General features: G+C 48.6%; 18 protein-coding genes and 1 pseudogene. 10 read left to right on the top strand and 9 right to left on the bottom strand.

The window, feature by feature from the left end; genetic code table 11:
* Positions 1-820 precede the first annotated feature (820 nt).
* Positions 821-2,221, bottom strand: a complete 1,401-nt coding sequence (locus tag EZMO1_RS14270; protein WP_034873155.1) for an IS1380 family transposase — start codon at positions 2,219-2,221, stop codon at positions 821-823.
* 100 nt (positions 2,222-2,321) lie between these two features.
* On the opposite strand from EZMO1_RS14270, the gene EZMO1_RS14265 reads away from it, so the two are divergent.
* Positions 2,322-3,971 carry a PP2C family serine/threonine-protein phosphatase gene (locus EZMO1_RS14265; protein WP_082211560.1) on the top strand — a complete coding sequence of 550 codons (1,650 nt, stop codon included), beginning with the start codon at positions 2,322-2,324 and terminating at the stop codon, positions 3,969-3,971.
* On the opposite strand, the gene EZMO1_RS14260 is transcribed toward EZMO1_RS14265, so the two are convergent.
* The gene (locus tag EZMO1_RS14260) at positions 3,926-4,864 is read right to left on the bottom strand and encodes a LysR family transcriptional regulator (RefSeq protein WP_034872727.1); all 939 of its coding nucleotides are present in this window, start codon (positions 4,862-4,864) and stop codon (positions 3,926-3,928) included. The genes EZMO1_RS14265 and EZMO1_RS14260 overlap by 46 nt on opposite strands.
* A 202-nt stretch (positions 4,865-5,066) precedes the next feature.
* On the opposite strand from EZMO1_RS14260, the gene leuC reads away from it, so the two are divergent.
* The 5 genes from leuC to EZMO1_RS14235 all read left to right on the top strand — a co-directional run bounded on the left by leuC (position 5,067) and on the right by EZMO1_RS14235 (position 10,042).
* A complete protein-coding gene (gene leuC, locus EZMO1_RS14255; protein WP_051789254.1) occupies positions 5,067-6,506 on the top strand; it encodes a 3-isopropylmalate dehydratase large subunit in 1,440 nt (479 codons plus the stop codon).
* A gap of 3 nt (positions 6,507-6,509) precedes the next feature.
* A complete protein-coding gene (leuD, locus tag EZMO1_RS14250; RefSeq protein WP_034872728.1) occupies positions 6,510-7,148 on the top strand; it encodes a 3-isopropylmalate dehydratase small subunit in 639 nt (212 codons plus the stop codon).
* Between the two features lie 187 nt (positions 7,149-7,335).
* A complete protein-coding gene (leuB, locus tag EZMO1_RS14245) occupies positions 7,336-8,412 on the top strand; it encodes a 3-isopropylmalate dehydrogenase (RefSeq protein ID WP_034872730.1) in 1,077 nt (358 codons plus the stop codon).
* A gap of 85 nt (positions 8,413-8,497) precedes the next feature.
* On the top strand, positions 8,498-9,607 hold the full coding sequence (asd, locus tag EZMO1_RS14240) for an aspartate-semialdehyde dehydrogenase (protein WP_034872732.1): 1,110 nt from the start codon (positions 8,498-8,500) through the stop codon (positions 9,605-9,607).
* A gap of 192 nt (positions 9,608-9,799) precedes the next feature.
* Positions 9,800-10,042: a hypothetical protein gene (locus EZMO1_RS14235; RefSeq protein ID WP_034872734.1), complete on the top strand. Its 243-nt coding sequence runs from the start codon at positions 9,800-9,802 to the stop codon at positions 10,040-10,042.
* Positions 10,043-10,160: 118 nt separating this feature from the next.
* On the opposite strand, the gene EZMO1_RS28200 is transcribed toward EZMO1_RS14235, so the two are convergent.
* From EZMO1_RS28200 to EZMO1_RS27350, 7 genes and pseudogenes are all read right to left on the bottom strand, one after another.
* Positions 10,161-10,400, bottom strand: a complete 240-nt coding sequence (locus tag EZMO1_RS28200; protein WP_034872736.1) for a transposase — start codon at positions 10,398-10,400, stop codon at positions 10,161-10,163.
* Between the two features lie 150 nt (positions 10,401-10,550).
* Positions 10,551-10,919, bottom strand: coding sequence for a hypothetical protein (locus tag EZMO1_RS14225; protein ID WP_034872738.1), 369 nt, complete (start codon positions 10,917-10,919; stop codon positions 10,551-10,553).
* 30 nt (positions 10,920-10,949) lie between these two features.
* Positions 10,950-11,306: a transposase gene (locus EZMO1_RS27360; protein WP_051789255.1), complete on the bottom strand. Its 357-nt coding sequence runs from the start codon at positions 11,304-11,306 to the stop codon at positions 10,950-10,952.
* A gap of 12 nt (positions 11,307-11,318) precedes the next feature.
* Positions 11,319-11,603 (bottom strand): hypothetical protein, encoded by a 285-nt coding sequence (locus EZMO1_RS27355; protein ID WP_051789256.1) that lies wholly within the window; start codon positions 11,601-11,603, stop codon positions 11,319-11,321.
* A 127-nt stretch (positions 11,604-11,730) separates the two neighbouring features.
* Entirely contained in the window at positions 11,731-13,056 is a 1,326-nt protein-coding gene (locus EZMO1_RS14210) for a DUF3421 domain-containing protein (protein WP_145912604.1), read from the bottom strand.
* 526 nt (positions 13,057-13,582) lie between these two features.
* A pseudogene (locus tag EZMO1_RS28195) lies at positions 13,583-13,946 on the bottom strand (transposase); the annotation flags it as partial.
* 142 nt (positions 13,947-14,088) lie between these two features.
* Positions 14,089-14,256: a hypothetical protein gene (locus EZMO1_RS27350; RefSeq protein ID WP_222842118.1), complete on the bottom strand. Its 168-nt coding sequence runs from the start codon at positions 14,254-14,256 to the stop codon at positions 14,089-14,091.
* A 694-nt stretch (positions 14,257-14,950) separates the two neighbouring features.
* On the opposite strand from EZMO1_RS27350, the gene EZMO1_RS14195 reads away from it, so the two are divergent.
* The 4 genes from EZMO1_RS14195 to EZMO1_RS14180 all read left to right on the top strand — a co-directional run bounded on the left by EZMO1_RS14195 (position 14,951) and on the right by EZMO1_RS14180 (position 17,189).
* Complete coding sequence (locus tag EZMO1_RS14195) at positions 14,951-15,418, top strand: helix-turn-helix domain-containing protein (RefSeq protein ID WP_034872639.1); 468 nt, start codon at positions 14,951-14,953, stop codon at positions 15,416-15,418.
* A gap of 136 nt (positions 15,419-15,554) precedes the next feature.
* On the top strand, positions 15,555-15,893 hold the full coding sequence (locus EZMO1_RS27345; protein ID WP_034872640.1) for a transposase: 339 nt from the start codon (positions 15,555-15,557) through the stop codon (positions 15,891-15,893).
* 5 nt (positions 15,894-15,898) lie between these two features.
* A complete protein-coding gene (locus EZMO1_RS28190; protein ID WP_034872641.1) occupies positions 15,899-16,150 on the top strand; it encodes a transposase in 252 nt (83 codons plus the stop codon).
* A 49-nt stretch (positions 16,151-16,199) separates the two neighbouring features.
* The gene (locus EZMO1_RS14180) at positions 16,200-17,189 is read left to right on the top strand and encodes an aspartate-semialdehyde dehydrogenase (protein WP_034872746.1); all 990 of its coding nucleotides are present in this window, start codon (positions 16,200-16,202) and stop codon (positions 17,187-17,189) included.
* The last annotated feature ends 181 nt before the right edge of the window (positions 17,190-17,370 follow it).

Here is a 17,370-nt window from a genome sequence, read left to right as displayed (position 1 = left end):
ACCAGAATTGTTGTCACTGGTATTGAATAGTTGGCCTGAGCTACCGGGTCCGGGTTGAACAGGTGATGACAAAGCTGCCTCCGAAGCAAATATATACTCTGGTATTAATATCGTCCTGAAGCTGCAAAATCTTGATTTGCGTTAACCCTTGGAAATACTGATGAACGGACGACTAGGAGGCTGTCCGAGAATAGTCTGCCCTACCGGCAACTGCTCCTGCGTTGCCCTAGGAGCCTGTCGGACTTAGCCGACCGTAGCGAGAAAAAGACCGGTTTGAGACAGTTTTGACGATCATTTGAGGCGAATAGCGAGCTATTCAACGAAAAGGATCGTCAAAAATGGCCAAATCCGGCTTTTTCGCAGTAGGTCAGTGGTAAGTCCGACAGGCTCCTAGCTCCGGCATCCATGCCGTCGTGCGGTCGTAGTAAATTGGTCTAAAAATCCACTTTTGTTCGTCAAATAGCTCGCTATTCTCCTCTCAAAACCGAATTTTTATCCTCAATTTTCTACGATCCTCGCTACGGGCGCTATTCTCGGTCAGCCTCCTAGATTAAAGAGTAGTGACTCTGGATAAACTGAAAACCAAGGACATTACCTATCCCGGATATTTCATAAACAAGCAGCAACTACCATCCCATCCTCTTAATTTTGGACTTTTCCGCAAGCCTGTTGCTCTGTTAACCATGTGAAAGACATTGCAGCCCATACTTGCTTACAGATTAGACGCTAATCAACGAATCCTGCTATTTCAGGATAACGGAAAGCCCCAAAGCTCTTTCATCTGGTTGCTATGTACCTTGATTGAGTATTATGAAAGTTGCTACCCCGGTCGAAGTATCGGCATCTGGTAAAAGACTTCTGTCACATGCTGCAAAAGCCTCTTGAATGGGCAGCTACGTGGCAGATGAAGTTTAATTCGGTCTTTATATTCAACCACTTTGACTGCAACTTTACAGAGCTTCATGATCACCGTTGATGGCTGCGCTTTTTCCAGCTCCGTACCTTTCAAAGTCTTGGTTCTTAACTCATAGTGCAAAACATAAGCGGCACAGGCATAAAACATTCTCAAATGGTTAGCCAAAAAGCCCTGATCGGACAATCTGTCGCCGGACAGATCACTTTTCAGATGTTTGATGAAGTTCTCATCCTGTCCTCTTGGACAGTAAAGCTCTTCATAAATTACCTCTGGAGAAGCTTCCTTCATCGACGTCACAATGAAACGAGGGTTGTCGCCTTTTTGGTTGACCTCCGCCTTGTAAATTATCCGGGTATCGAGACCTTTCCAGCTCTTGGCCTGGTATTCTGCTTCCCCGTAAAGTCTGAGCCGATCAGGTTCTGGCATGTTGTTCAGTCTTGCCAGCTCAGTCTTGACCTTCAGAGCTTGACGCGCTTCATCCAACAACTCTTTGGCTTTTGGCCGCAAAGCCGTTTTGTGGCCTGCACCTTTGCCCAAGACATAATCCGAATGAGGGGCATTCTGAACCACCCACATTAACTCTGGTTGAGCGAAGTGGCTGTCTCCCCGAACCAGTAGATGGGTTTTCGGCCACTTTTTCCGAAGCAGCCGAATGACCCGTTCGAGAATAGCTGCATTTTCCTTGCCCGTTGGGGTTTTCCCCGGACGAAGAATCGCCGTAATCAGCTTGCCGCTGAGTCCCTCAAAAATCATCAGGGGCAAGTAGCAGTAGTCCTGATATTTGGCATTAAACAGGTTCATCTGCTGGCCACCATGAGTAATGGCCGGTGTATGATCAAGATCGATAACGATCACCGGAGGTGGCAGCTTGTAACTGCTGATAAAGTGATGCACAAATGCTTCAGCCATCCTGTAAATGTCGGAGCGGGTCATAGATTGTCCCAGCCGGGTAAAAGTGGGCGCTGATGCGAGATGGTTATCGCTGTCCAACGGATTGCGACCAGTGGCCAGTTTGAACATAGGGTCTTTACGCAAACGGTTACTGTCGTTGGCATCTTCATAGCCGCAGGCCATTTGCAGAACCCGCTGAACCAGAAGTTCTTTCAGGGAGTGGTCGATATAGGATTGATGGCGTCTGTCATTGATGGCATCAGTCATTTTGCAGATAAGACCGCTCTGCAGAATGGTTTCCCGTAGCAGCAGAGTGCCAAAGTCAGAAGATAACTCCCCACCATTGAAGTCTGCCCGGATGGTTTTTCCATTTGAGGGATGAAAACGAAGCTGTTCTTGTGTAGATTTGGGCATGGCAAGTTCCGGTTTGCTTCTTCCGAAGCTTTCTTTTGGTCGACCCAATTATATCAAGTGATTGGGCGGAACTTGCCTCCTTTTATGAAATATTCGGGCTATGATCAGGAAGCCCTCTCTACCGCCGGTGCGGCAGGAATTCTCGGAAAATACGGCGCAGTTAAAAAGACTGGCTGAAAGGACGGCTGGCAGTGAGGATGCGTTACTGAGGCTTGATAATGGTCACTTCCGCACCGGTGAGGCAGGTAAATGGAAAGCCAGGTTTCTAAAAGTGGTGGCTAAAGTGATCCCGGCACTGAAGGGTCGGGTTGATTACACCTTGAAAGAACTTGAGAACAAGACGCTCCAGCAGCGGAGTGCTGCTGTCAGACACCTGGGCTACATGATACAGAATTCTGTTCGCCCTGATGATTCCGTGACTTCTAAAGACTCAAAAGTCGTTACGGTCAAAGAAGCGGCTAGCTTTATTGAAGCGCACTCAACTACCCGAGAAACTGCGGCTCGAAACACCTGGGTCATACCGGTAACGGTAAAAGATAACTGGCGTGCGTATATGACTGGGAGAGATAAAAAAATTGACCCTCTGAGAATAGAGGACAACCTTGAGCTTGAGTATGCCGTTGTCACTGATCCTGAAGTGGTTGCCTCGAAACTTCAACATGAAATGAAAGCTGCAGATAATCAGCAGAAGACAGAGAATCAGCTGCTTGAAGAAGCTAAACAGAAGATTAAACAGGGAGAAGATATCAAGGACTTTAAAATCCGTGCAGCTGTTGAGTTTGACAAACTGGCGGATGAGCGATGGGGAAAGGCATCTGACGAAAGAATCAGTGACATTGCCGGATTGAAACAGGGGCGAATCGAGTTAGAACCTTTTGAGGTCAAGGACGGTGATGTAAGGGAAAGGGCGTCTGAATTTCATACCGAAGCCCAGACATCTACCGGGGTTGCGCATTGTGAAGGTCGCCGCAAAGAGATGGAAGATGAGGTTCTTTGCACGACATTCCGGATAAAAACCCGTGAAGGGACAAAAACCATCAAATTAACCGGGGTATTTGACGGTCATGGTGGTGATGTGGCGGCAAGGCATGCGAAAACAAATCTGGTCAGGTTCCTGAAAAAACGCCTGCAGGAAGGTAACCCAAGGTCTCTTGATGATACCCGAATGATGAACGCCCTTAAATTAGCCTTTGTGGATGCGAGTAATAGTTATAAACCGCCTGCGGATCAACCCATTTCAGGTACAACGGCTAACGTGGTGCTTCAGGTCGGTGATGATCTCTGGACTGCCAACCTCGGCGACGCCAGGGCGGTTCTGATAGCACCCGATGGTGGTGTGAAACAGCTTAGTGAAGATGCGAAGCCTGATGATAAAAAATACCAGAAAGGTATTGAAAAGCGTGGTGGTGAGGCCTATCAGGCCATGTCTGGTGCATGGCGTGTCAGTGGCGGCTCTGCCGTTGCACGCAGTATGGGGGATCACTATTCCTATGGTGCTATAAGTGCCAGACCCAAGGTGACCAAGCTGACCAGGCCCGCTGCTGGTTGGGCAGGTTTTAAACTGGTACAGGCTTGTGATGGTTTGTTTGATGTTGCCACTTCTGAAACCGTGGGTAAGGTGGTCACCAATGCCCTTGGTAAGGAAGATATGACCAATGCTGCCATTGCAGCGCATCTTGCGGAATTGGCATACAAAGCAGGCTCTCAGGATAACGTGTCGGTGACCGTCACCTCCGTCACTTCCACTTGAGCATTATCCAGCCGCTCCAGAAAGACTCTGGCTGCATTCGACAGGGTTCTGTGCTCATGCCGAATGTAGCCTAACTCCCTGACCGGTGGTTTAACACCGGTTTTTAATTCAACCAGGTCTTCACCCAGCATGGATTTGGGCAATAGGCTCCATGCTATGCCTATAGCGGTCAGCATTCGTATGGTTTCCAGATAATTCGAAGACATGGCGGTCTGCAGGGGCAGTCCCTGCTGGTCAAACAGGTTTTGTACCAGTCGGTAAGTAAAGGTGCCGGGATCGGGTAATACCGCCTGATACTGACAAAGAGCTCTGGGTGAGATCCGGTCTTTTATCTGCGCCAGCGGATGTTCCCTGCAAGCCATAAAGACCAGTGGGTCGTTCCATAACTTCTGGGACAGAACGCCTTCCGGATTCGCGGGCGCCAGCGTAATAATCCCCAGTTCCACTTCGCCCCGGTGCAACAGTTCATAAGCCGCTTCTGAATCGACAAATTTTATATCCAGTGTCACATCTGGCCAGGTTCGGGCAAATTTTTTCAGGACTTCAGGTAGACGTCTTAAACCAATGTGATGGCTGGTGGCTAAACGCAGCGGTCCTTTGATCTGGGTCTTGAGGTTTGTTATCTGCTGTCGTGTATCCTGCATCAATTCAAGCATCTGTCGGGCTTTGGGCAACAATGTGCGACCGGCTTCATTCAGGTGGGTTCGCCGACTGCCGGAGGTGTTTTTCCGGTCAAACTTTTTCCGGTCAAACAAGGGCGTGCCCAGCTGCTGCTCCAGACTGGCAATCCGCTTACTGACGGCGGGTTGGGTCAGATGCAGCTGTTCGGCAGCCATGGAGAAGGAGCCACATTCGGCAACCGACAAAAAGGCGGTAAGGCTGGGAATATCCATAAAAAGGTGTTCTAGTCTCGTGGAGATTTAACTATTCCATATTGTTATTAATAGCATAAAAAAGATGAATTTGAGTAATTCAATGATTCGCTCTAGGATGAGCCAGAACAAAGATAATCATTATTAATGCTGCTTTCGCTACTGTTTTTTCGTAGCAGCAAAGCAGTGTTCACAAGGGGAATCGTCAATGGGAGGAAGCGCTATGTCAGGCAAAACCCTGTACGACAAGCTGTGGGACAGTCATCTCGTCAAGCAACGGGAAGATGGCTCTGCCCTGATTTATATTGATCGTCATCTGCTGCATGAGGTGACCTCTCCGCAGGCCTTTGAAGGATTACGACTGGTGGGTCGCCAACCCTGGCGCATCAATGCCAATCTTGCTACCCCGGATCACAATGTGCCGACAACGGCAGCTGAACGTGAAAGTGGCATTGAAGGGATTGCTGATCCCATTTCCAGAATTCAGGTTAAAACACTGGATGAGAACTGCGATGATTTTGGCATTACCCAGTTTGATATGCAGGATCGACGTCAGGGTATTGTGCATGTGATTGGCCCGGAACAGGGTGCCACCCTGCCGGGTATGGCGGTGGTGTGTGGTGATTCCCACACATCAACCCACGGTGCCTTTGGTGCGCTGGCTCATGGTATTGGCACTTCGGAAGTTGAGCATGTACTGGCCACCCAGTGCCTGGTGACCAAAAAAATGAAAAACATGCTGGTACGTGTGGACGGTGAGCTGGGTGTCGGCGTCACTGCCAAAGATATTGTGTTGGCGATTATTGGAGAGATCGGCACTGCCGGTGGTACGGGTTACGCCATTGAGTTTGGTGGTGATGTGATTCGGGCTCTTAGCATGGAGGGCCGTATGACCATTTGTAATATGGCCATTGAAGCAGGTGCTCGTGCCGGTATGGTGGCAGTGGATGACGTCACTTTGGAATACGTCAAAGGTCGTCCATTTGCGCCAGCTGGTGAACAGTGGGAACAGGCCGTTTCGGTCTGGTCTGATCTTCACTCTGATGATGATGCCGTATTTGATCAGGTTGTGGTGCTCAAAGGGGAAGACATCAAGCCTCAGGTCACCTGGGGCACATCACCGGAAATGGTATTACCTGTTGATGCCTGTGTGCCAGAGGCGAGCGAAGCAGAAGGCTATGGTCGTGCGCTGGAATACATGGGGCTAACTGGCGGTATGAAGATCACTGATATTCCGGTTGACCGTGTTTTTATTGGCTCCTGCACTAACTCCCGTATAGAAGATCTGCGTGAAGCGGCAGCTGTCGTAAAAGGTCGTAAGGTAGCGCAGAGTGTTAAAGAAGCACTGGTGGTGCCGGGTTCCGGTCTGGTCAAGACGCAGGCTGAACAGGAAGGTTTGCACCTTATCTTTACCGAAGCGGGGCTTCAGTGGCGTGAGCCGGGCTGTTCCATGTGTCTGGCAATGAATGCCGATAAATTGGGCGCTGGCGAACATTGTGCTTCGACATCCAACCGAAACTTCGAAGGACGACAGGGTTTTGGTGGTCGCACGCATCTGGTCAGTCCGGCTATGGCAGCAGCGGCAGCAGTGGCAGGGCACTTCACGGATGTTCGTGAATTGATGGCACCATTTATGGAACAAGTTGTGGAAGAAGGGGTTTAAGTCATGAAGGCATTTACCGTTCATCAGGGTATTGTGGCACCGCTGGATCGTGCCAATGTCGATACCGACATGATTATTCCCAAACAGTTTCTTAAATCCATCAAGCGGACAGGCTTTGGTCCTAACCTGTTCGATGAACTGCGGTATCTGGACGAAGGTCAGCCCGGTCAGGATTGCAGTCAGCGACCTTTGAATGAATCGTTTGTGCTGAATCAGGCTCGTTATCTGGATACCTCTATTTTGCTGGCGCGTCAGAACTTTGGTTGCGGCTCCAGTCGTGAACATGCTCCCTGGGCGCTGGATGATTTTGGTATTCGCTGCGTGATTGCACCGAGCTTTGCCGAGATTTTTTATAACAATTGTTTCAAGAATGGTCTGTTACCGATCACGCTGTCTGAAGAGCAGGTAGAACAGTTGTTCGCTTTGGTGGAAAGTAATGAAGGCTATCAGTTAACCGTTGACCTTGAGCGTCAGATAGTGGTGCTCGAAGATGGTCAGGAGATGTCGTTTACCGTAGACGAATTTCGCAGTGACTGCCTGTTAAAAGGTCTGGACGACATTGGGCTGACCCTTCAGGAAAGTGATGCCATCAAGGCGTTTGAACAAAAGCATATTGACGCACAGCCATGGCTGTTTAATTAAGTAAAGGCTTGGGGGCTGTGCGAGAATAGACTGCCCTACTGCGGTGGCAGCAAATTGGTCTGAAAAGTCGTTTTTGTTCGTCAAATAGCTTGCTATTCTCCTCACAAAACCGACTTTTCATTCTCAATTTTCTGCCATCCTCGCTACGGGCGCTATTCTCGCACAGCCCCCTAAGGAGAAAAAAATAATGAGTCGCCAGATTTTATGTTTGCCCGGTGATGGTATTGGTCCCGAGATTGTAGCGGAAGCGCTGAAAGTGCTGGATGTTATTAAACAACTTTTCAGTCTGGATATTGAAGTCAGTCATGCGCTGGTGGGCGGTGCTGCCATTGATGCCGAAGGTACACCTTTGCCCGCAGAAACACTGAAACTGGCAAAACAGTCCGACGCCATTCTGTTTGGTGCCGTGGGAGGTCCAAAGTGGGATGATCAGCCCATGGCAAACCGCCCGGAAAAAGGCTTGCTGGGGCTTCGTTCTGAACTTGACCTGTTTGCCAACCTGCGTCCGGCTATTCTGTTTCCACAGCTGGCTGCAGCGTCCAGCCTGAAAGCCGAGCTGGTGGCCGGTTTGGATATTCTGATTGTTCGGGAGCTTACCGGAGGTATTTATTTTGGTGAGCCTCGCGGTGTGCGCACATTGGAAAATGGTGAACGGGAAGGTTACAACACCTACGTGTACCGGGAATCGGAAATCAAACGCATCGCTAAAGTAGCGTTTGAGGCGGCGCAGAAACGCAATGGACGACTGTGTTCGGTGGATAAGTCCAACGTTCTGGAAGTAACTGCGTTGTGGCGTGAGCTGGTTTCAGGCATGGCAGATGATTACAGTGACGTTGAGCTGAGTCATATGTATGTTGATAACGCCACCATGCAGTTGGTGCGTGAGCCAAAACAGTTTGATGTGGTGGTGACCGGCAATATGTTCGGCGATATTCTGAGCGACTGTGCGGCAATGTTAACCGGTTCCATTGGTATGTTGCCTTCCGCTTCCTTGAATGAAAAGAATCAGGGTATGTATGAGCCGGTGCATGGCTCTGCTCCTGATATTGCCGGTCAGGGCAAAGCGAACCCACTGGCGCAGATACTGTCTCTGGCTATGCTGCTGCGTTATTCTCTCGGCGAAATAGCGGCGGCAGATGCCATTGAACAGGCGGTGGGTGAAGTACTGGATCAGGGCTTGCGCACGGGTGATATTGCCTCAGAAGGTTGTCGTGTAGTGACGACGGCTGAGATGGGTGACGCTGTGGTTCAATGCTTGCAGTAGTGAATAATATTGCTGAAAAAATGAGTAAGTTCCCGTCTTTATTGATTTGCAGGGACGGGAACCGTTGAATTTCAAGGAGAGTAGTATGAAAAAAGTCGGACTGGTCGGCTGGCGGGGCATGGTTGGCTCGGTGCTGATGGAGCGCATGCGCGAAGAGAATGATTTCGCCAGCGTTGATCCGGTGTTTTTTACCACGTCCCAGCATGGACAGCCTGGCCCGGATGTGGGTAAGCCGGTTCAGCCTTTGCAGGATGCTTTTTCTATCGATGCGCTGCGGGAAATGGATATCATTATTTCCTGTCAGGGTGGGGATTACACCGGACAGGTGTTTCAGCCATTGCGTGACAGCGGTTGGGATGGCTACTGGATTGATGCGGCTTCGTCCCTGCGTATGAATGACGACAGTGTGATTGTTCTGGATCCGGTCAACCGGCATGTGATTGATCAGGCGCTGGAGTCGGGTGTTAAGAACTATATTGGCGGTAACTGTACGGTTAGTCTGATGCTGATGGCAGTGGGTGGATTGTTCAGGGAAGGTCTCGTGGACTGGGTCAGTGCCATGACCTATCAGGCCGCCAGTGGTGCCGGTGCGCGCAACATGCGTGAGCTGATCAACCAGATGGGTTGTATTCGTGACAATGTTGCCAGTGAACTGGCCGATCCATCCAGTGCCATTCTGGACATTGACCGGAAAACCTCGGAGCTGTTGCGTAGTAGCGATTTGCCTCAGAGTGAATTTGGTGTACCGCTGGCAGGTAGCCTGATTCCCTACATCGACAAGCAGCTGGATAATGGTCAGAGTCGTGAAGAGTGGAAAGCCCAGTCAGAAACCAACAAGATTCTGGGCTTATACAACGGTGGCATTATTCCCATTGATGGCGTGTGTGTTCGCATTGGTGCCATGCGTTGCCACAGTCAGGCACTGACTCTGAAACTGAATCGGGATATTCCCATGTCGGATATTGAAAGCATTATTGCTGAGTCAAACAACTGGGTATCTGTGGTGCCGAATGATCGCGATGTCACCATGCAACAACTGACCCCGGCTGCCGTGACCGGCAAACTGGATATTCCGGTAGGGCGCTTGCGTAAGCTGAATATGGGTAATGAGTATCTGTCGGCATTTACTGTGGGTGACCAGTTGCTGTGGGGAGCGGCAGAACCACTGCGCAGAATGTTGAATATACTGGTATAGGGTACTCGCATTCCTTCCTGATATAACCTCTTAACTGCCTGCAGAGACTTAACTGCCTGCAGAGACAAAGCGAATGAGTTGCAATCGCTTTGTCTCTTTCTGATTCATGAGTTAGGAATAGTCTAAAAATAACTTCCCGATTTGCACCTCTCAGACAATGGTCAATACTTTGAACCATTGCTGGAGGTGACTATGGCCACGTACCCCTCATTAGTGAAAAAACGCATGAGAACTTTTTATCGATCGCTCAACGAAAGGGATCGTCGGCACTATGCTGCTATTGAAGCTCTCAAACTCGGTCATGGTGGCATTGGTTATATATCCCAAGTGCTGGGCTGTGATCAGAAAACTATTAGCCGTGAAATTACTGAACTGGAGTCAGACATTGAACCCTCTGATCCTCTGCGAAAAAAGGAGGAGGCTGTAAACGCTTAGGATTTGTCTGAAAATAACTTCCCCATTTTTCCGTTCAGCTGGTCATCCCCGCGAAGGAGGCTGTTGCAAAAGCCCTACTTCGCTGGCGAAAACAGTCTCAGCACAAAATGCTGTAATTTTATACAAATTTCTGCCTGAGGCTGTCTAATCCAATACCAGAGACCGCAAAAAGGCTTTTATGGCGTTGATAGCCTGATAACAGCATCAAATAAATCCAAAAACGGGCTGCTACAACCCGGCTAAGGTTGTAGGCCAGCAGGTGTAAACTGCACTCCAGCTTAACTGAGCTCAAACCCCGATGTCGAAAGCGGTTAAGATTTTGTACGGTTCTAAGGTAGCCAAAAACGGGTTCAACCATTGCCTTCCTTTGCCTGAACACCTCTTTGGCGGCTGGGTGCAGATGGATCTTTAGGGGGGTACAAGAGCGTCAGCTTTTGGCTGGCAGGGCAAATATAAGAATCTTCAGCCTGATCATAGCGGAAGTGGATCTTATGGAACCGCTTACACTTTACAGGCTTTTCAGATGGTTTACCGGCAGAACAAAGCAGGCTGATGTCCCTTCTAAAGTGGTTGAAATAACCGTTTCATTGCAATACCCGCCGTCCACCAAAAACTCTTCCGGGGTCTGACCAGTTGTGCGAGCCGTCTGATCCAGCATTTCCGGAACCACAGCAGTTTCATTGGTCGGGTCAACGGCCAGAGCAACTACTACTCTTTTTTCGTTCGTCAGGATGGATGGTGTATAACCGGGTGCGTAACCCCGATTACGCTTCATTTTTTGAACAGTGGCTTCCGGTTCTGTTGGGCTAACTTTGGTCTGATCTGCTTTTCGTCCGTGACTCTCGCAGCTTTGCTTTTGCTCAACCAGAGTGTCCAAGACGTTTGTCGTGTGCTCAAGATGTGCTTGCTATTTGGGATCTTCCGGGGCTTTGTCTGCTTGCTTGCGGGCTTCTTCCTGTGCAGCTCTGGCAGCTTCTTCTTTAATCAGGTTGTAGTTGGAACAAGCTGCCTCGATAGTCGTGCCATCTCCTGCCAGGCGCTGACCTCCTGAGTTTGTTTCCTTCAGAACAGACTGAACCATTTCATCAAAGAAATCACCGGTTAATGAAGCTTCGTGTATATTGATGAAACGACCAATATTGGCATGGTCTGGGTGAATACCTCCGCTGACCCACATGCAACCCAGATCCAGCCGAGCCAGTCTTTCGAGTGCACGTAATGGGGTTACGCCTTGCATAATGCCGTAAAGAATAAGCCCCATCATGCTGCGTGGTGCTTAGGGCGGCCGGCCTGAGCTGGCGTAACGCTCCTCAAAGGCCGACCAATTTTGCTGATCAAGCATGTCAGCAACAATCTTGGGTGTTCGCTGCCCGGCCTGCTCCAGATACTGTTTTAGTAGGACGTTTCCCACCGTGATATCTTCAGGATTGGGGGCAACAAAACGCCTTTCAGCTCCTGTAAACGCAATAGTTGCTTCAGGCTTTTCCGGACAATCATGTTCCTGAAGGAAAAGATTGAACTGGGGTGTTCGATCTATCAGTTTTTTTTGTTTGGTAGTCATGTGACAGGCAAGAGAGCAAGTATGGGTGAATCATACTTGCTTGTGTAGGGTTTTGCGACAGCCTCCTTCGCGGGGATGACGGAAATGCGGAAGTTATTTTTAGACTATTCCTTATTGGCAAAGCCAGTTATTGCGTGACCAAAATCTCAAAGTTTTTTGAATCGACAAGAGCATGCGAATTTCCGCCCGGCGTTGCAAATGAAGATTTGCAGACTTTGCCCTTCTCAAAATATTTGCCGTAAGTACTGAACCCGTTATTCGTAAAACGGCAAAAATAGACCGGATCCGTGCTGACTTTGTTGGGATTTGAGAAACTGAAACCAGCAATAACGGCTTTTTCTGGCAGATTGCCAGCAAAAGCCTCCCAGCCGACGTTTTTATCAATATGAGGGGTCAGATAATCAGACGCGATACGTCCCCGTTTAGTAGTAGCGACAAAGCCGTTTTCTCCTGTAGTATCGATGTACCGACAAAACTTACGTCCTCTTTCCCCACCCACCGAACCGAGAATGAATTCTTTGAACGGTTTTCTGGGGGAACAGAAGTACTCCTTAACTTCTTCGTTAGCAGGTGCTTGCCACTTCTCTGATGGCACTTCCTGCCAGGTTACAGCAGATCGCCTGACGGCACTGGCTTTCAGTCGAACCGGCACAAAATAGGAAATATCGCCAAGTTCGTCCCCGTAAGGCGTTAAGCCTGCACATCCATATCCATCACCAGCAACACCGTCGGTGTACCATTGGGTTCCGGGACTACCATCGTTTTTACATAAGGTTTCGTGACGCAGACTTCCAGACAGCAGTACCGTTGATGCAAATGGTATCTGCTTTCTGGGCTGATCCTGAAATTCATAGGACACCTTTTTAGTAAAGACATTAATCTGGTAATACTCTCGATCAGTGACCAGTATGTCCCTTGGAACCAGAGTTTCAGCCCCCAGCGACTCCAGAAATCGATCTGACTCTCGGCTTGATAACAGACACCCACTGTAAGCATCCGGAGTATTGGCCAGCATGCCCACCAGTGTTCCGAATTCGCCATCATCCTGAAGGAACTTGATACGACAGAATCCGGTTAGCTCATTATCATTGCAGCGTAAATCTTTGGTAAAAGGCTCCGGTAATGGAGAAGTACAGAGTTGCTTTGCCCTCCCATAGGGAAAAGCCGGATCAAAGCCACTGTTCAATGGAAACAGTGCTGGCCGGATGTCGTCTTGATCAAGGTGCTGAGGACGGGCATCAAGAAAAGTAGCCCGTGCCCACAAATATCCTGGCTTTTTCTTTGTGTCAGAATTGTGTGTGTCATCACTGATATCAAAACGAATCAGCTTGTATTGCTGGATGATGGACTGCTGATAATCCTCGGGAACCAACGGCATGGCGTGGCCAGACTGGTTGTGAGTACATTCGGCAGAGCTATTCCCGGTGTGATTGTATTTATCAGGGGAATGCATACTTTCAGCGGTATCAGCAGTGTATGATCCTTCTGGGTTTGAATGTTCAGATGCTTTTACGGAATAACCTATTCCAAAACCTGCTCCAAGACTTATTCCTGAGATCACAAGAGCCCTGTAAACACTTAGTGAAGATACAGACAAGTAACTTGAAACCACTTGCGACAAAACTCGTCCTCGCTTTGAAGAATAATAAGATGAAGGAGTAAAGAGTTCAGATTCTTCACCTTTCGCATAGGACTTTTCAAGTTGCATACAGGTAACTGAGAACACTAAAACCGGTAAAGCCTTTAAGACCCGTTTCATTTTTAGACTCCTTAACTAACAATGACCAAAATTCAACCTGTGCGCAGTATCGAGTTACAGGGAGATTTGTCTGGAAACCCACCTTGCCAGCTACTGCCTGATTAAACATAAATACAGAATCCATAACACCTGAGGAAAAGTGCGCAGATTATAGTGTTTATTTTTACGGCGAATAGTATAAATATGAGTTATAAAACAGCTTTTTATAACCTATCAGGACTTACGCATTGATGGAGCCTGCAGTTTTGGTAGCAGGGAGTCTTTTCCCTTTGCAAAAGACTTAATGAAAGCGCCAACCACCTCTTTAAACAACCCTCGTTGGTGCGGATAAATATTCGTAAACTCTTGCGCTATCTGCATCTTCCGGAGATAAACAAAACTCAAATGCTGGCAAATATGTGAGTCCTTACGGGCTGTTCATTACGTACCTGAAAATGCTCTATCTGACATACTTTTTTTTTGATTGCTCTGTGAAACTGCTCAATCTGCCAGTGCCGATCATGGATCAGGATGAAGTCATCGCGTTGAAAAGGCGCATTTTCCGGCAAGTAAATCACGTAATGGCGACACTGGTCTTTTAGAAGCTGTTCACGATCTTATTGAGGGCTGCAAATGTCGATAAATTGCCCCTGTTTTTTGATCTCATTCGTTGCGTAGCACCACTACGCGCCTCATGAGATCAAAAAACAGCAACAATTTCTCACCATTTTCGCTTTCCTCAAAAGATCATGAACAGCTTCTTAGTATCGTCCTGAACAACTTGACATAGCCAAAATCTTTGAGCCGGGCATCCAGACCATCGCTTGGTATTTCAAGGGTTTGAACCTGTTGCCACTGGCCTTTTTCCAGTATGGTGTGCGGGGCTGGATAGGCTACTTTGGTAAGTTCTGGCACTCGATTGCGAAGAAAGCCCTTTACTATGTGGAGGACACTATGTGGAGGACACCCTCGTTCGCCGGGCTATGGGTAAATACAAGAAATTGAGGGGACGCAAGACCAGAGCCGGTCGATGGCTGGCAAGTATTGCGAAAAGAGTCCCCGCGTTAATGGTTCACTGGCGGATTTGCCAGAGACCAACGGTTGGATAAGAAGAGCCGGATGAGGGGAGACTTTCAAGTCCGGTTCTGTGAGCAGCGGAAGGGGAGGTTCCTACCGCTGACTCGACAGTAGCTCGCTATTATACCAATTCCGTCTTCTAAACATGAATTGCGCAGCCAATCCAAACCGCTGGTTCTGCGTCAGAACTCCTCGCAATAGCTAGCTATTACTCGTCGTTCTTCCTTGCCCGGCGATTTGGATTGGCTTGCTCATGGTCATATTTAGAAAACGGAATTGGTATTACTCGTCGTTCCGCCTTTATGCCCTTCAGGGGATTGTCCCGCGATTCTTAATGACTTGTTCATGGTCATATTTAAAAAGCGGCATTGGTATGACTCGCTGAACACGACTTTTGTGGTGGCTTCTGATACATTCCGCGCCTTTGAGAAAAGCAATACCTAGTGCTGGAAAGCTCTAATATGCATGCACCTGAAATTGTGTTTTGATCTGCACCCGTTTTACAACTTTTCCTTTGTTAGAAGCAGCACGGATGCAGTCAAAACACACCCAGAAAATCCACCTGTCAGACCAACAGCGTAAAGACCTTGAACTCATAATTCGAAAGCGCAAAAGTGGTCAATCACTTGTCCTCAGGGCTAAAATCATACTGGCCGGCGCAGAAGGAAAAAGCTTACTCGGAACAGCTAAAAAATTAAAATGCACCAGAGAAACAGTTACCCGCTGGCGTAAACACTGGGTCGAGCGATCCGATGAACAGGCCACTCTGGAAAAGCTAAAAGAAGCCCCAAGGCCAGGCACTCCACCTAAGTTTACTGCTGAGCAGATTTGCCAGATTATTGCTCTGTCTTGCGACAAGCCAGAAGATCATGGCTACCCTTTCAGCCACTGGTCAGAAAACTCATTAGCCATGGCGGCAGTTGACACAAAAATCGTCCCATCTATCTCACAAAGGCAGGTGGGGCGTTTTTTAAAATCAGGCCGACATTCGTCCAGATAAGGTCAAGGGTTGGGTTGATACTCCAAAAGACGAGGAGTTTGAAATCCGTTGCGCTGATATATGTGACACCTACCAGAAAGCAGTTGAACGCGCTGAACAAGGCATCAATACCGTTTCTTTTGATGAAAAGACAGGTATGCAAGCTTTGGAGCCGGTGAAACCAAACAAACTGGTCAAACCGGGTCACATAGAAAAGCGTGAATTTGAGTATACACGTCATGGTACGCAGGCTTTGCTGGCCGGTATGGATGTGGTTACAGGAAAAATAATTCCTCTTATTCGAGATACTCGAACGGAGCAAGATTTTTCTGACTGGCTGGATATTGTTTTAACCAGCGATCCAAATGCGGCAGGTTGGCACCTGGTCATGGACAGATTGAATACCCATATGTCAGAAGCGGCTGTCATGAAGGTTGCAGCTATCGAAACACACCAGCGGATGAACTCGGCGTCAAGGGTAAGTCAGGTATTTTGAAAAATATGGAGACTCGGGCGGCTTACCTCAGTGACCCATCCCATAAAGTTATATTCCATTACACACCAAAGCATGCGTCATGGCTGAACCAAATTGAAATCTGGTTTTCAATTTTGGTGAGACGGTTCTTGAAAAGAGGCACATTTACATCAACTGAAGACCTGAAAACCAGACTTCATGGCTTTATAGATTTCTTCAATGAGAGGATGGCCAAGCCTTTCAAGTGGACTTATAGGGCTCGACCTCTGCAAGTATAATGATGTATGGATATTAGCGCTTTTCAGCACTAGTAAGTAGAGAGAAAGCATGAACAAACTGTTCGATGTAGTGGTATATGACGCACAAAGCCTGAATGGTGAAGCCCTGCTGGCTCTGTTGGATGAACGTGTGTTTCCGGTTGGCAACCTGTATGCCATTGCACAAGACCCGGAGTCGGATGCTGCCGTCAGCTTTCAGGATCAGGAGGTCGAGCTGCTGAAGGCGGAAGGGTTCGAATTTATCGATGCTGACCTGCTGATTCTGCCAGTTGGCTGCAAAGCCTCTGATGAACTGGTTGGCAGAGCCACTGAGGCTGGGTGTTTTGTGATGGATGGCCGATCCGGCAGCCAGGCCGGGCCATTGATGATGTCCGGAATTAATGACGACCAGATAGAAGCTGCACGAGAAGCAAAAGTAGCGGTTGTTCCGTCCAGCCCGGCGGCGTTGATGCTGCCCGTACTTAAACCGCTGGAAGAAGCTCTGGGTATTGACTCGGTCAGTGTCACTGTGTGTCAGTCGGTATCGGGTCTGGGTAATGATGGCATTAATGATCTGAGAAAGCAGACCATCGAGTTGCTGAATGGCAAACCTGTATCCGGCGGACGCATGGCGTTTAACCTGTTGCCACAGGTGGGCGAGCTAAACAGTAACGGCAGTACTTCTGTAGAACAGAGCATGATTTCCGAACTGATTGAAGGTCTTGGCAGTTCAGATGTTCGGATCAATCCAACCTGTGTCAGAGTACCGGTCTTTTTTGGTGACAGCCTTTCCATTCAACTGGAACTCGATAAACCGGCTGAGGCAGATACAGTCAGGGAGTTGCTGGCAGATATTCAGGGCGTGGAGCTGACGGCAGGAGATGACTTTCCTACCGTTGAGACCGTTGCCGGAAACGATACCATTGTTGTCGGGCGAATCCGGCAGCAGGCAAGGTTTGCCGGGCAGCTGGCGTTGTGGCTGGTGGCAGACCCTGTACGTCGTGCGGCCATGAGCACTATTGACATGGCAGAAATATTGCTAAAAGACTTTTTAAAATGATACCTTAGCTTTAATAATTAGAGTCCCGAATTGTTCCTGTTTGAAGAAAGAACAATAAATCCAGATTGTAGTTTTTGTCGTGGTTGCCGACGAAGACTACATCTGCAAAAAAGGGGCAGGTTGAATTCTGGAAAAGAGAGAGGCCTACTGCGATGTCTGCAGGCTTTTCCAGTAAAAAACA

Origin of the sequence: Endozoicomonas montiporae CL-33 (assembly GCF_001583435.1) — a bacterium.
GTDB lineage: Bacteria > Pseudomonadota > Gammaproteobacteria > Pseudomonadales > Endozoicomonadaceae > Endozoicomonas_A > Endozoicomonas_A montiporae.
Note: the sequence above shows the minus strand (reverse complement) of the source record. Positions and strands in the feature narration are given on the sequence as shown.

Excerpts from the sequence above, each read along its gene's own strand:
- EZMO1_RS14265 (WP_082211560.1), top strand. The coding sequence starts at position 2,322 with ATGATCAGGAAGCCCTCTCTACCGCCGGTGCGGCAGGAATTCTCGGAA.
- leuD (WP_034872728.1), top strand. The coding sequence starts at position 6,510 with ATGAAGGCATTTACCGTTCATCAGGGTATTGTGGCACCGCTGGATCGT.
- asd (WP_034872732.1), top strand. The coding sequence starts at position 8,498 with ATGAAAAAAGTCGGACTGGTCGGCTGGCGGGGCATGGTTGGCTCGGTG.
- EZMO1_RS27345 (WP_034872640.1), top strand. The coding sequence starts at position 15,555 with ATGCAAGCTTTGGAGCCGGTGAAACCAAACAAACTGGTCAAACCGGGT.
- EZMO1_RS14235 (WP_034872734.1), top strand. The coding sequence starts at position 9,800 with ATGGCCACGTACCCCTCATTAGTGAAAAAACGCATGAGAACTTTTTAT.
- EZMO1_RS14195 (WP_034872639.1), top strand. The coding sequence starts at position 14,951 with ATGCAGTCAAAACACACCCAGAAAATCCACCTGTCAGACCAACAGCGT.
- EZMO1_RS27360 (WP_051789255.1), bottom strand. The coding sequence starts at position 11,306 with ATGATGGGGCTTATTCTTTACGGCATTATGCAAGGCGTAACCCCATTA.
- EZMO1_RS14260 (WP_034872727.1), bottom strand. The coding sequence starts at position 4,864 with ATGGATATTCCCAGCCTTACCGCCTTTTTGTCGGTTGCCGAATGTGGC.
- EZMO1_RS28200 (WP_034872736.1), bottom strand. The coding sequence starts at position 10,400 with ATGGTTGAACCCGTTTTTGGCTACCTTAGAACCGTACAAAATCTTAAC.
- leuB (WP_034872730.1), top strand. The coding sequence starts at position 7,336 with ATGAGTCGCCAGATTTTATGTTTGCCCGGTGATGGTATTGGTCCCGAG.
- EZMO1_RS14270 (WP_034873155.1), bottom strand. The coding sequence starts at position 2,221 with ATGCCCAAATCTACACAAGAACAGCTTCGTTTTCATCCCTCAAATGGA.
- EZMO1_RS28190 (WP_034872641.1), top strand. The coding sequence starts at position 15,899 with ATGGAGACTCGGGCGGCTTACCTCAGTGACCCATCCCATAAAGTTATA.
- EZMO1_RS27355 (WP_051789256.1), bottom strand. The coding sequence starts at position 11,603 with ATGACTACCAAACAAAAAAAACTGATAGATCGAACACCCCAGTTCAAT.
- EZMO1_RS14180 (WP_034872746.1), top strand. The coding sequence starts at position 16,200 with ATGAACAAACTGTTCGATGTAGTGGTATATGACGCACAAAGCCTGAAT.
- EZMO1_RS14210 (WP_145912604.1), bottom strand. The coding sequence starts at position 13,056 with ATGCATTCCCCTGATAAATACAATCACACCGGGAATAGCTCTGCCGAA.
- leuC (WP_051789254.1), top strand. The coding sequence starts at position 5,067 with ATGTCAGGCAAAACCCTGTACGACAAGCTGTGGGACAGTCATCTCGTC.